We start from the raw sequence: 13,343 nt of genomic DNA, 5'->3' as shown, positions 1-13,343 counted from the left end.
AATCAAATGTGGGAGCGGGCTTGCTCGCGAAAGCGGTTCAACATTCAACACATCAGTTGACTGTTATACCGCCTCGCGAGCAAGTCGAATCGTCGCACCGCCGCTCCCACATTAAAGCCGAGATCAGATCAGAGACCGTAGCTCATCAGACGCTCGTAACGGCGGGCCAACAGCGCCTCGTTATCGAACTTCTTCAGCATCGCCAGTTGCGAGCTCAGCTCTGCGCGGATCGAGGCAGCCGCAGCGGCCGGATCACGATGAGCGCCGCCCAATGGCTCGCCGATCACTTTATCGACAATACCCAGGCCCTTCAGACGCTCGGCAGTGATGCCCATGGCTTCAGCAGCATCCGGAGCCTTCTCGGAAGTTTTCCACAGAATTGAGGCGCAACCTTCCGGCGAAATCACCGCGTAGGTCGAGTACTGCAGCATGTTCAACTGATCGCAGACACCGATCGCCAATGCACCACCGGAACCACCCTCACCGATCACGGTGGCGATGATTGGGGTTTTCAGGCGCGCCATGACGCGCAGGTTCCAGGCAATCGCTTCGCTCTGGTTGCGCTCTTCGGCGTCGATGCCTGGGTACGCACCCGGGGTGTCGATGAAGGTCAGGATCGGCATTTTGAAACGCTCGGCCATTTCCATCAGGCGGCACGCCTTGCGATAGCCTTCCGGACGCGGCATGCCGAAGTTGCGGCGAACCTTCTCGCGTACTTCGCGGCCTTTCTGGTGACCGATGATCATCACCGGCTGGTCGTCCAGACGGGCAATGCCGCCAACGATCGCAGCGTCGTCGGAGAAGTGACGGTCGCCATGCAGTTCGTCGAACTCGGTGAAGATGTGTTCGATGTAGTCCAGGGTATATGGACGTTTCGGGTGACGCGCCAGACGTGCGATCTGCCAGCTGGTCAGCTTGCCGAAGATGTCTTCGGTCAGCGTGCTGCTCTTGTCCTGCAGGCGGGAGATCTCATCGCCGATATTCAGCGAATTGTCATTACCGACCAAGCGCAACTCTTCGATCTTGGCTTGCAGGTCGGCGATCGGCTGTTCGAAATCTAGAAAATTCGGGTTCATAGGCGTCCGTCTTGGGTCGACCTCCAAGAGAACTTGGGCCGGCCGGTTGTCTATTCGCGCCCTACCTTAAGGGACAGGCGCGTTCAGGTCGAGATTAAAAATTCGGGTCAAGATCAGGTGCTTCAAACACACCTGACCGTCAACGGTATTGGAGGAAGACGTTGTCTCGCCCGAACTGGTCACGCAGGGCTTGAATCAAGGCATCCGCCGGATCGATCCGCCAGGTCTCGCCGAACTGCAACAAGGCCTTCGCATCGGGACTGGTGTACTCCATGGTGATCGGGCACGCGCCGCGGTGGCGCTTGAACAGCTCACCCAGCCAGCGTAGCTGATCGCCCTTCAAATCCTTGGTGTGCAATTTCAGGCGCAGGCTTTCGGCCAGGTTGGTGCGCGCGTCTTCCATACTCATCACGCGCTTGACCCTCAACCGCAGGCCACCAGAGAAGTCGTCGTTGCTGACTTCGCCTTCGACAACCACCATCGCGTCGGTCTGCAACAGCGACTGTGCAGAATGGAAGGCGTCGGCGAACAGCGAGGCTTCGATCCGCCCGGAGCGGTCGTCGAGGGTGATGAAACCCATCTTGTCGCCCTTTTTGTTCTTCATCACTCGCAGGGCGATGATCATGCCCGCGACCGTCTGCGTATCGCGAGCCGGCTTCAGGTCGATGATGCGCTGACGGGCGAAGCGACGAATCTCGCCTTCGTACTCGTCGATCGGGTGACCGGTCAGGTACAGGCCCAGGGTGTCTTTCTCCCCTTTCAGGCGTTCCTTGAGGGTCAGTTCCTTGGCCTTGCGGTGGTTGACGTAGACATCGGCGTCTTCCTCGACGAACAGCCCGCCAAACAAGTCGGCGTGGCCACTGTCGTGGGTGCGAGCGGTTTGTTCGGCAGCCTTGATCGCCCCTTCCATCGCGTTCAACAAGACCGCGCGGTTCTGGTCGATGCTGGCTTGATAGGCTTTTGGTTCGTCATGGAAATACGGGCCCAAACGATCCAGCGCGCCGCTGCGGATCAAACCGTCCAGGGTGCGCTTGTTGATCCGCTTGAGATCGACACGGGCGCAGAAATCGAACAGATCCTTGAACGGTCCGTCCTGACGCGCCTCGGTGATCGCTTCCACCGGCCCTTCACCCACTCCCTTGATAGCGCCAAGGCCATAAATAATGCGGCCTTCGTCATTCACCGTGAACTTGAACTCCGAAGTATTCACATCCGGCGCGTCGAGACGCAGCTTCATGGTGCGAATTTCTTCGATCAAGGTCACGACCTTGTCGGTGTTGTGCATATCCGCCGACAGTACCGCGGCCATGAACGGCGCCGGGTAGTGGGTTTTCAGCCACGCGGTCTGGTACGACACCAGGCCATACGCGGCGGAGTGGGATTTGTTGAAGCCGTAACCGGCGAACTTTTCTACCAGGTCAAAGATGTTACCGGCCAGGTCGGCGTCGATATTGTTGGTGGCGCAACCTTCAATGAAACCGCCGCGTTGCTTGGCCATTTCTTCGGGTTTTTTCTTACCCATGGCTCGACGCAGCATGTCTGCACCGCCAAGGGTATAACCCGCCATGACCTGGGCAATTTGCATCACCTGTTCTTGATACAGGATGATGCCGTAAGTCGGCGCCAGGACTGGCTTGAGGCCTTCGTACTGGTAATCCGAGTGCGGGTACGCGAGCTCCGCGCGACCGTGCTTACGGTTGATAAAGTCGTCAACCATGCCTGATTGCAACGGGCCCGGACGGAACAGGGCCACCAGTGCGATCAAGTCTTCCAGGCAGTCGGGCTTGAGCTTTTTGATCAGCTCTTTCATGCCGCGCGACTCGAGCTGGAACACCGCGGTGGTTTCAGCTTTTTGCAGCAGCGTGTAGGTCGGTTTGTCGTCCAGCGGGATAAAGGCGATATCCAGCGGCGGCTCGTTGACCTTGGCGCGATCGCGGTTGATGGTTTTCAGCGCCCAGTCGATGACCGTCAGGGTCCGAAGTCCCAGGAAGTCGAACTTCACCAGACCGGCCGCCTCAACGTCATCCTTGTCGAACTGGGTTACCAGGCCATCGCCCGCTTCGTCGCAATAAATCGGCGAGAAGTCGGTCAGCTTGGTCGGCGCGATTACTACACCACCCGCGTGTTTGCCGACGTTACGCACAACGCCTTCAAGCTTGCGCGCCATCTCCCAGATTTCCGCAGCCTCTTCATCAACCTTGATGAAGTCGCGCAGGATTTCTTCCTGCTCGTAGGCTTTTTCCAGGGTCATGCCGACTTCGAACGGAATCATCTTCGACAGACGATCCGCCAAGCCGTAGGACTTGCCCTGCACCCGCGCAACGTCACGGACCACCGCTTTCGCCGCCATGGAACCGAAGGTGATGATCTGGCTAACCGCGTTCCGGCCGTATTTCTCGGCCACGTAGTCGATCACCCGGTCACGGCCGTCCATGCAGAAGTCGACGTCGAAGTCGGGCATGGATACCCGTTCCGGGTTAAGGAAACGTTCGAACAGCAGGTCATATTCCAGCGGATCGAGGTCGGTGATCTTCTGCACATAGGCCACCAGCGACCCGGCACCCGACCCACGACCCGGACCTACCGGCACGCCGTTGCTCTTGGCCCACTGGATAAAGTCCATCACGATCAGGAAGTAACCGGGGAAGCCCATCTGGATGATGATATCCAGCTCGAAATTCAACCGGTCGACATAGACCTGACGCTTGGCTTCGTAGTCTTCGGTGGTGTCCTTGGGCAACAGAACGGTGAGGCGCTCTTCCAGACCGTCGAAGGACACCTTGCGGAAATACTCATCGATGGTCATGCCATCGGGAATCGGGAAGTTGGGCAGGAAGTGTTTGCCCAATTTCACGTCGATGTTGCAGCGCTTGGCGATCTCGACGGTGTTTTCCAACGCCTCGGGCAAGTCGCTGAACAGCTCGGCCATTTCCTCGGCGCTTTTGAGGTATTGCTGATCACTGTAATTCTTCGAACGCCGCGGATCGTCGAGGGCGCGACCTTCACCGATGCAAACCCGGGTTTCGTGGGCTTCGAAGTCTTCCTGCTTGATGAAGCGCACGTCGTTGGTCGCCACCAGCGGCGCGCCGATTTTCGCCGCCAGGGCCACGGCGCCGTGCAGTTGTTCTTCGTCATTGGGGCGGCTGGTGCGCTGGACTTCCAGATAGAAGCGATCCGGAAACACCGTCATCCACTCGCGGGCCAGGGTTTCGGCTTCGTCCGGGTTGCCGCTGAGCATCGCCAGGCCGATCTCGCCCTCTTTCGCCGCCGACAGCATGATCAAGCCTTCGCTGGCTTCGGCCACCCACTCGCGCTCGATGATGATCGAGCCATTGCGCTGGCCATCGATGAAACCACGAGAGATCAGTTCGGTGAGGTTGCGATAACCCACGGCGTTCATCGCCAGCAGGCTGATCCGGCTCAAGGAGTTGTCCGGATCCTTGTTCGACAGCCACAGGTCGGCGCCGCAGATCGGCTTGATCCCCGCACCCATGGCAGCTTTATAGAATTTGACCAGGGAACACATGTTGTTCTGGTCGGTGACCGCCACGGCAGGCATGTTCATGCCGACGAGGGTCTTGACCAGCGGTTTGATCCGCACCAGACCGTCGACCAGGGAATATTCAGTGTGCAGGCGTAGATGAACGAATGAAGCCGGCATAGTGATCCTGTCTAGAAACTAGAAACGTGGAGACAACAAGGCCCGGATTGTACCGGGCCTTGGCAAAAACATCAGCCTTGCGACTAACTCTCGATCAGGTTTTCCCGCGCCTCGTAAGCCAGGCGTACCGGGGCAAACGAACGGCGATGAATCGGTGTCGGACCCAGACGTGCCAGCGCTTCCAGATGAACGGGCGTCGGGTAGCCTTTGTGGCCTCCGATGCCGTAACCCGGGTAGATCAATTCGAAAGCGGCCATCTCGCGGTCGCGGCTGACCTTGGCCAGAATCGATGCGGCAGCGATGGCCGGAACCTTGCCGTCGCCCTGCACCACTGCTTCGGCGCGCATGGACAGTTTCGGACAGCGGTTACCGTCGATCATCGCCAGTTTTGGCTGAATGTGCAGGCCTTCGATCGCACGCTGCATGGCCAGCATGGTGGCATGAAGGATGTTCAACTCATCGATTTCTTCGACTTCCGCGCGCGCGATGTACCAGCTCAAGGCTTTTTCGCAGATTTCGTCGTAGAGCTTTTCGCGCCGGGCTTCGGTGAGCTTCTTCGAATCGTTCAAGCCCAGGATCGGACGGTTCGGATCGAGGATCACAGCCGCGGTCACCACGGCGCCACAAAGCGGGCCGCGACCGACTTCGTCAACACCGGCAACCAGATCTTCGACTTCAGCGACCAAGGTGAAATCCAGCCCCATTTGCATGCTTGTTTTACTCATTGTACTTGGCCGATCAGCTTCAGCACCGCATCCGCAGCCTGGTTGGAGGCATCCAGACGAAGGGTCCGGTGAATTTCATCAAAGCCGCGAGTCTGCTCTTCACCACCTTCGATCAATGGCGACAGCGTCTGGGCCAGCGCTTCAACCGTCGCATCGTCCTGCAGCAACTCGGGCACCAACAGGCGCTGGGCCAACAGGTTCGGCAACGAGACGTAGGGGCTTTTGACCATGCGCTTGAGAATCCAGAACGTCAGTGGCGCCAAACGATAGGCAACGACCATCGGCCGCTTGTACAACAACGCTTCAAGGGTAGCCGTTCCGGAGGCGATCAACACCGCGTCGCAAGATGCCAGCGCCAGATGGGACTTGCCGTCGAGCAGGGTCAGCGGCAGATCGCGACCGACGAGCAACTCTTCAAGCTGCGCGCGGCGCTGAGGGCTGGCGCATGGCATGACGAACCGTACGCCCGGACGCATGGCGCGCAAGCGCTGGGCGGTGTCTAGGAACAGCGCACCAAGGCGCCCGACCTCACCGCCACGGCTGCCCGGCATCAGGGCGACCAGCGGCCCTTCCGGCAAGCCAAGTTCGGCCCGCGCCGCGGCGCGATCAGCCTCAAGCGGAATCGCATCGGCCAGGGAATGTCCGACAAACCGCACCGGCACGCCCTTCTCTTCATAAAATTTGGCTTCGAACGGGAACAGCGTCAGCATCAGGTCGCAACCTTCGCGAATCTTCAGCACCCGCTTCTGCCGCCAGGCCCAGACCGACGGGCTGACGTAATGCACGGTCTTGATCCCGGCCTGACGCAGCTTGAGTTCGATATTGAGGTTGAAATCCGGAGCATCGATACCGATGAACACGTCCGGCTTCTCGGCGATCAGGTCTGCGACCAGTTTCTTGCGACGCTTGAGCAACTCGCGCAACCGGCCCAGCACTTCCACCAGGCCCATCACAGAAAGACGTTCCATCGGGAAATACGAGGTCAGGCCTTCGGCTTGCATCAGCGGACCGCCGACACCGATGAACTCGACCGCCGGATGCCGAGCCTTGAGCGCGCGCATGAGGCCCGCACCCAGAATGTCACCGGAAGCCTCACCCGCCACCAGCGCAATACGCAAATTGGCCATGGTTAACGGGTGATGCCGCGGGTCGAAGACTGGATGGAGTCACGGAACACCGCGACTTCCGGGAACTGAAGCGAGGGTTCGGCCAGCTCGGCAAGCGCCTGTTCGACCGTCAGGCCCTGGCGGTAAACCACCTTGTAGGCACGACGCAGCGCGTGGATCGCATCTTCGCTGAAACCGCGACGGCGCAGGCCTTCGAAATTCATGCTGCGGGCTTCGGCGGGATTGCCGAATACCGTGACGTAGGCTGGAACGTCCTTGCCAATGGCCGTGCCCATGCCGGAAAAGCTGTGGGCGCCGATATGGCAATACTGGTGAACCAGGGTAAAACCGGACAGGATCGCCCAGTCCTCGACGTGCACATGGCCCGCCAACGCGGTGTTGTTGACCAGAATGCAGTGGTTGCCGATAACGCTGTCGTGACCGATGTGGGCATAGGCCATGATGAGGTTGTGATCGCCCAGGGTCGTTTCCGAACGGTCCTGAATGGTCCCACGGTGAATCGTCACGCCTTCACGGATGACGTTGTGGTCACCGATGACCAGACGGGTTTCTTCGCCTTTGTATTTCAGATCGGGCGTGTCCTCGCCTACCGAAGAAAACTGGTAGATGCGATTGTGCTTACCGATTCGGGTCGGGCCCTTGAGAATCACATGCGGCCCGATCACTGTCCCCTCGCCGATTTCCACACCTGCGCCGATGATCGACCAAGGGCCGACTTCGACGTCGTCGGCCAGAACAGCCGTCGGATCGATGATTGCGCGAGGGTCAATCAAACTCATAGTTTGCGTTCCGCGCAGATGATTTCAGCGGAGCAGACTGGCTTGCCATCGACCGAAGCCTGGCACTCGAACTTCCAGATCTGACGCTTGCAGCTCAGGAACTTGGCTTCCAGGATCAGCTGATCGCCTGGCAGCACGGGCTGACGGAAGCGCAGCTTGTCGGAGCCGACGAAGTAATAAAGCGTGCCGTCGGCAGGCTTCACGTCGAGCATTTTGAAACCAAGGATCCCGGCAGCCTGAGCCATCGCTTCGATGATCAATACGCCCGGCATGATTGGATGCGCAGGGAAGTGACCATTGAAGAACGGTTCGTTGATGCTGACATTCTTGTAGGCGCGAATGCGCTTGCCTTCCACATCCAGATCCACGACCCGATCCACCAGCAGGAACGGGTAACGGTGAGGCAGGTATTCGCGAATCTCGTTGATGTCCATCATTTCGGGGGGAAGCCTATGTAAAGATTGGGAGCGCGACTGACGCGCACTCCTCTAGCAAATCAAGGAGGCAGTCTAACGGCTGTGCACACTTGATATGGAAATGGTATCAGCCATCTGATGAAGCATTACCGTCAGGGGTCACGTCCCCTACACGCTTTTCCAGCTGTCGCAAACGTCGCGCGATGTCATCGAGCTGACGGATACGTGCCGCGCTTTTGCGCCATTCGGCCGCCGGTTGCATCGCCGTACCGGAAGAGTAGGAGCCCGGCTCGGTAATCGAGTGGGTCACCATGGTCATCCCGGTCAGGAAAACGTTGTCGCAAATCTCGATATGCCCCACCAGCCCTACGCCACCGGCGAGCATGCAATGCTTGCCGATTTTGGTGCTGCCGGAGATCCCCACACAGGCGGCCATGGCGGTGTGGTCACCCACCTGGACGTTGTGAGCAATCTGAATCTGATTGTCGAGCTTCACACCATTGCCGATAACGGTATCGGCCAGTGCGCCGCGATCGATAGCGGTATTTACGCCTATCTCCACGTCATCGCCGATCGAGACGCCGCCGATCTGGGCGATTTTCTGCCAGACACCTTTCTCGTTGGCAAAACCGAAGCCTTCACCTCCAAGCACGGCACCGGACTGAATCACCACCCGTTTACCGATGCGCACGTCGTGATACAGCGTGACGCGCGGAGCCAACCAGCCGCCCTCGCCGATTTCGCTGCGAGCACCGATGAAGCAATGAGCCCCAACAGTCACACCTGCACCAATACGCGCTGCACTTTCGATCACCACAAAGGCACCGATGCTCGCCGCCGGATCGACCACTGCATCCGCCGCCACCACCGCCGTCGGATGAATACCGGCAGGCGCCTTGGGCTTTGGATCGAACAGGTGGGAAACGCGTGCGTAGGCCAGATACGGATCCGGCACCACCAGTGCATCACCGGTAAAACCTTCAGCGTCAGCGGCCTTCAGCAATACAGCTGCGGCCTGACTGCCAGCCAGGTATTTACGGTATTGAGGATTTGCCAGAAAGCTCAACTGAGCTGGGCCAGCCTCTTGCAAAGTGGCTAGCCCAGTAATTTCTTTCTTCGGGTCGCCACGTAAGGTTGCGCCGAGGAACTCGGCCAACTGGCCGAGCTTTATAGTCGCTGTCATGGGTTACTTCAGCTGATTCATGCGCTCGATAACCTGGCGAGTGATGTCGTACTGAGGCTTGACATCAATCACTGCGCCACGCTCGAAGACCAGGTCAAAAGCACCTTTCTTGATGACTTCTTCCACAGCACTGTCCAGTTTCGGCTTGAGCTGTTTCAGCATTTCACGGTCGGCAACGGCCTTGGCTTCGTTCAGTTCCTTGGACTGGAACTGGAAATCACGGGCCTTTTGCTTGAACTCGAGCTCCAGACGCTCACGCTCGCCTTGCTGCATTTTGTCACCGCCGGCCATCAGACGGTCCTGGATACCCTTGGCGCTGCTTTCCAGGCTCTTGAGCTTGGTCAGTTGCGGGCCGAACTTCTTCTCGGCATCCACGGCGTATTTTTTCGCCGCGTCGGATTCCAGCAGTGCCATCTGATAGTTCAGAACGGCGATTTTCATGTCGGCAAAAGCCGGACCTGCTACCAGTACGGTCGCCAGGAGAACCAATTGAGTCAACTTACGCACGATGCACTCCTACAAAATCCATTGTCGTTATCTTGGGTCAGACGCTTAGAACGTCTGGCCGAGGGAGAATTGGAACACTTGAGTCTCAGCGTCATCCGGTTTCTTGACCGGCATTGCCAGTGCGAAGCTCAAAGGACCCAGTGCAGTGACCCAGGTCACGCCGACACCGACAGAACTGGCCATGTTGCTCAGGCTGATGTCGTTGCACGCTGTTTGAGACGTTGAACCGACATTCGCATTTGTCGTTTTTTCGCACTTGGAGTCGAATACGTTACCCACATCCCAGAATACCGAAGTACGCAGGGAACGCTGATCCTTGACGAATGGCAGCGGGAACAGCACTTCGACACCACCCTGGATCAGGACGTTACCACCGAATGGCAGCGGATCCTGGTCCGGGTCGCGGGTCGTACCGGCGTTCCCCGTCACAGCTGCGCCGCGGCTAGGGGTACTGCGAGGACCAAGGGTACTGTCCTTGAAGCCGCGAACCGAGTTGAAACCACCAGCATAGTAGTTTTCATAGAACGGCAAGCCGTCGGTCGAACCGTAACCATCGCCATAGCCCAGTTCGGTGTGCAGGCGCATGGTGTAGTTTTCGGTCAATGGCTGGAATAGCTGGCCACGATAATCGAGCTTGAAGAACGACAGGTCACTGCCAGGCGTCGTGGCTTCAAGAGTCAGGCTCTGGGAATGACCACGGGTCGCCAGTACGCCCTTGTTCAGGGTGGACTCGGACCAACCGGCCGAAGCCTTGAAGTTCAGGTAGCTATCGCCTTCACGGTTAACGAAGTCGAAAATCTCGTCAACGGTGTACTGGCCGGTCTTGATGTCGTCCTGCTGTGCCGACAGACCGAAGGTCAGACGCGAAGTCTCGCTGATCGGGTAGCCAACATTCACGCCTGCACCCAGGCTATCTACCGCATAGCTGGTGAGGTCGGCGTCAAGCTCGTCGTAGTCGGTGGTGCGGTAGAACGCGTTGTAACCCAGGCTCACACCGTCAGCAGTCCAGTAGGGGTCGACATAACCGAAGTTATAGCGGCTCTGGTATTCACTGCGGGTCAAACCGATGCTGACCTTGTTACCGGTACCCAGAAAGTTGTTCTGGGTGATCGAACCACCGAGGATCAGGCCGGCGCTCTGGGCGAAACCGACGCTGGCGGTAATCGAACCGGACGCCTGCTCTTCAACGCTGTAGTTCACGTCTACCTGGTCGTCGACACCCGGCACAGCCGGTGTTTCAACGTTGACTTCCTTGAAGAAGCCCAGGCGCTCCAGACGCGTCTTGGATTGATCGATCAGGTAAGTCGACGCCCAACCGCCTTCCATCTGACGCATTTCACGGCGCAGCACTTCGTCTTCGGACTTGGTGTTGCCACGGAAGTTGATTCGATTCACGTAAGCACGTTTACCCGGATCGACAGCGAACGTGATGTCGACCGTGTGGTCGTCATCATGAGGCTGAGGCACGCCGTTGACGTTGGCGAAGGTGTAACCCTCGTTACCCAGACGACGAGTGATCAATTCGGAGGTGGTGGTCATCAGCTTGCGCGAGAATACCTGGCCTTTCTGAACCAGCAGCAGAGACTTGACCTGGTCTTCAGGCACTTTCAGGTCGCCGCTGAGCTTGACGTCACGAACGGTGTACTTCTCGCCTTCGTTGACGTTGACGGTGATATAGACGTGTTTCTTGTCCGGGGTGATGGACACCTGGGTCGAAGCGATATCCATATTGATATAGCCGCGATCCAGATAGTAGGAACGCAGACGCTCCAGGTCACCGGAGAGTTTTTCACGGGCGTACTTGTCATCGTTCTTGAAGAACGACAGCCAGTTGCTGGTCTTGAGTTCGAACAGGTCGATCAGGTCTTCATCAGGGAAGACAGTGTTACCCACCACGTTGATGTGCTGGATAGCCGCAACGGTGCCTTCGTTGATATTGACCTTCAACCCGACACGGTTACGGGGCTGCGGCACCACTTCGGTGTCGACGGTAGCCGAATAGCGACCCTGAGCGACGTATTGACGCTGCAGCTCGTTACGAACACCTTCGAGGGTGGCGCGCTGGAAAATCTCGCCTTCGGCCAGGCCGGATTGTTTCAGGCCCTTCATCAGGTCTTCAGTGGAGATCGCCTTGTTGCCTTCGATCTCGATACTGGCGACCGATGGACGCTCGACTACAGTAATGACCAGGACGTTGCCATCGCGACCCAGCTGGATATCTTGAAAGAACCCGGTTTTGAACAACGCACGAGTGGATTCCACCAGACGACGATCGTCCGCCTGTTCGCCGACGTTCAACGGCAAGGCACCAAAGACGCTACCCGCGGAGACCCGCTGGAGGCCATTGACGCGAATATCAGAGATAGTGAAGGACTCGGCGTGAACTTCGGCGATCATCAATACGGTGAGAACCGCAGTTAGCAGCAGACGTTTCATGAAGTCCTTTCTTATTCCAACTGGCAATAAAAACTGCCGCAAAATGCGGCAGATTCGCAATTCAGCGAAGCGTTACAGTCGACCCAGATCATTGACCAGAGCAAGCAACATCACCCCGACCACCAAACTGATGCCGATCTGTATCCCCCAACCTTGCACCCGATCCGACAAGGGGCGACCACGCGCCCACTCGATCAGATAAAACAACAAATGCCCCCCATCCAGTACAGGAATGGGCAGCAAATTCAGAACCCCCAGGCTAATACTCAGATAAGCAAGGAAATTCAGGAAATCAGCGACGCCCGACTGGGCAGAAGCGCCCGCCACTTTAGCAATGGTTATCGGTCCACTCAAGTTTTTTACCGAGAGCTCGCCGAACAACATTTTCTTGAGCGAATCGAGGGTCAGTACGCTCATGGTCCAGGTGCGTCGGGCACCCTCGCCAATCGCAGCCACCGGACCATAACTGACTTCGCGAATCATCTCTGGTGGCCAATCGACCGCTTTCACCCCGGCGCCCAGATAACCACTGGGCGACTTGCTCTCGCCGCGAGCGGCCAACGTCACAGGGACGTCGATTTGAGCACCATCGCGCTCGACGCGCAGCATGATCTTGGTATCTGGATGCGTACGGACGATATCGACTACCTGCTGCCAGTCGTCCAGCGCCTTGCCATCAAGGGCCAACAAGCGGTCCCCCGTCTTCAGGCCCGCAGCTTTCGCCGGCCCTTTCGGATCAAATTCGGCCAGCACTGGAGGCAACGCCGGACGCCAGGGACGAATACCCAGCGAGCGAATCGGATCTGGCTCCTCAGCGCCCTTGAGCCACTTGTCCAGCACCAGCTCACGGGGTGAATCCACCGTGGAGCCCTGTTCACGGACCAGCAATTGAAGGGAACCGCTCTCACCCAGACGACGGATCAGTTGCAGGTTCACCGCGGCCCAGCCGGAGGTTGGCTCACCATCGACGGCCATAATTTCCTGGCCTGGGCTCAAACCTGCCTTGGAGGCAATACTGCCGGACTCGACCGCTCCGATAACCGGCCGCACCTGCTCGCTGCCGAGCATTGCCAACGCCCAGAAAAACACCATCGCCAATAGAAAGTTGGCGATCGGGCCGGCCGCGACGATGGCGATGCGCTGACGGACAGATTTGCGATTGAAGGATTGATCGACCTGATCGGCCGGGACCTCGCCTTCGCGCTCGTCGAGCATCTTCACGTAGCCACCCAGCGGGATGGCGGCGACCACGAATTCAGTGCCTTTGCTGTCGTGCCAGCGCAGCAGCGGCATGCCGAAGCCCACGGAGAAACGCAGCACTTTGACCCCACATCGACGCGCAACCCAGAAATGGCCGAATTCGTGGAAGGTGACCAGCACACCCAGCGCTACCAGGGTGCCGACAATCATATAGAGCGCGCTCATGTACTTCC

At 58.3% G+C, this 13,343-nt stretch carries 10 protein-coding genes; all 10 read right to left on the bottom strand.

What is annotated here, in order from left to right; genetic code table 11:
- Positions 1–128: 128 nt before the first annotated feature.
- The 10 genes from IC37_RS23540 to rseP all read right to left on the bottom strand — a co-directional run bounded on the left by IC37_RS23540 (position 129) and on the right by rseP (position 13,335).
- A complete protein-coding gene (locus IC37_RS23540) occupies positions 129–1,076 on the bottom strand; it encodes an acetyl-CoA carboxylase carboxyltransferase subunit alpha (protein WP_030127981.1) in 948 nt (315 codons plus the stop codon).
- 139 nt (positions 1,077–1,215) lie between these two features.
- Entirely contained in the window at positions 1,216–4,737 is a 3,522-nt protein-coding gene (dnaE, locus tag IC37_RS23535) for a DNA polymerase III subunit alpha (RefSeq protein WP_030127982.1), read from the bottom strand.
- Between the two features lie 83 nt (positions 4,738–4,820).
- Positions 4,821–5,447, bottom strand: coding sequence for a ribonuclease HII (gene rnhB / locus IC37_RS23530; protein ID WP_033864767.1), 627 nt, complete (start codon positions 5,445–5,447; stop codon positions 4,821–4,823).
- Positions 5,448–5,458: 11 nt separating this feature from the next.
- Positions 5,459–6,589, bottom strand: coding sequence for a lipid-A-disaccharide synthase (lpxB, locus tag IC37_RS23525; protein WP_030127984.1), 1,131 nt, complete (start codon positions 6,587–6,589; stop codon positions 5,459–5,461).
- A gap of 2 nt (positions 6,590–6,591) precedes the next feature.
- Positions 6,592–7,368 (bottom strand): acyl-ACP--UDP-N-acetylglucosamine O-acyltransferase, encoded by a 777-nt coding sequence (gene lpxA, locus IC37_RS23520; RefSeq protein ID WP_030127985.1) that lies wholly within the window; start codon positions 7,366–7,368, stop codon positions 6,592–6,594.
- Entirely contained in the window at positions 7,365–7,805 is a 441-nt protein-coding gene (gene fabZ, locus IC37_RS23515) for a 3-hydroxyacyl-ACP dehydratase FabZ (RefSeq protein ID WP_007907157.1), read from the bottom strand. The genes lpxA and fabZ overlap by 4 nt, the downstream gene beginning before the upstream one ends.
- A gap of 106 nt (positions 7,806–7,911) precedes the next feature.
- A complete protein-coding gene (gene lpxD / locus IC37_RS23510; RefSeq protein ID WP_030127986.1) occupies positions 7,912–8,967 on the bottom strand; it encodes a UDP-3-O-(3-hydroxymyristoyl)glucosamine N-acyltransferase in 1,056 nt (351 codons plus the stop codon).
- Positions 8,968–8,970: 3 nt separating this feature from the next.
- Positions 8,971–9,474, bottom strand: coding sequence for an OmpH family outer membrane protein (locus tag IC37_RS23505; protein ID WP_007907155.1), 504 nt, complete (start codon positions 9,472–9,474; stop codon positions 8,971–8,973).
- A 45-nt stretch (positions 9,475–9,519) separates the two neighbouring features.
- Positions 9,520–11,910 (bottom strand): outer membrane protein assembly factor BamA, encoded by a 2,391-nt coding sequence (gene bamA / locus IC37_RS23500; protein ID WP_030127987.1) that lies wholly within the window; start codon positions 11,908–11,910, stop codon positions 9,520–9,522.
- Between the two features lie 72 nt (positions 11,911–11,982).
- Positions 11,983–13,335, bottom strand: coding sequence for a sigma E protease regulator RseP (gene rseP / locus IC37_RS23495; protein ID WP_030127988.1), 1,353 nt, complete (start codon positions 13,333–13,335; stop codon positions 11,983–11,985).
- Positions 13,336–13,343: the final 8 nt, after the last annotated feature.

The sequence above is a fragment of the Pseudomonas sp. QTF5 genome (assembly GCF_000512695.2).
In the GTDB taxonomy this organism is placed as follows: domain Bacteria; phylum Pseudomonadota; class Gammaproteobacteria; order Pseudomonadales; family Pseudomonadaceae; genus Aquipseudomonas.
This window is presented reverse-complemented; position numbering and strand designations above follow the sequence as displayed.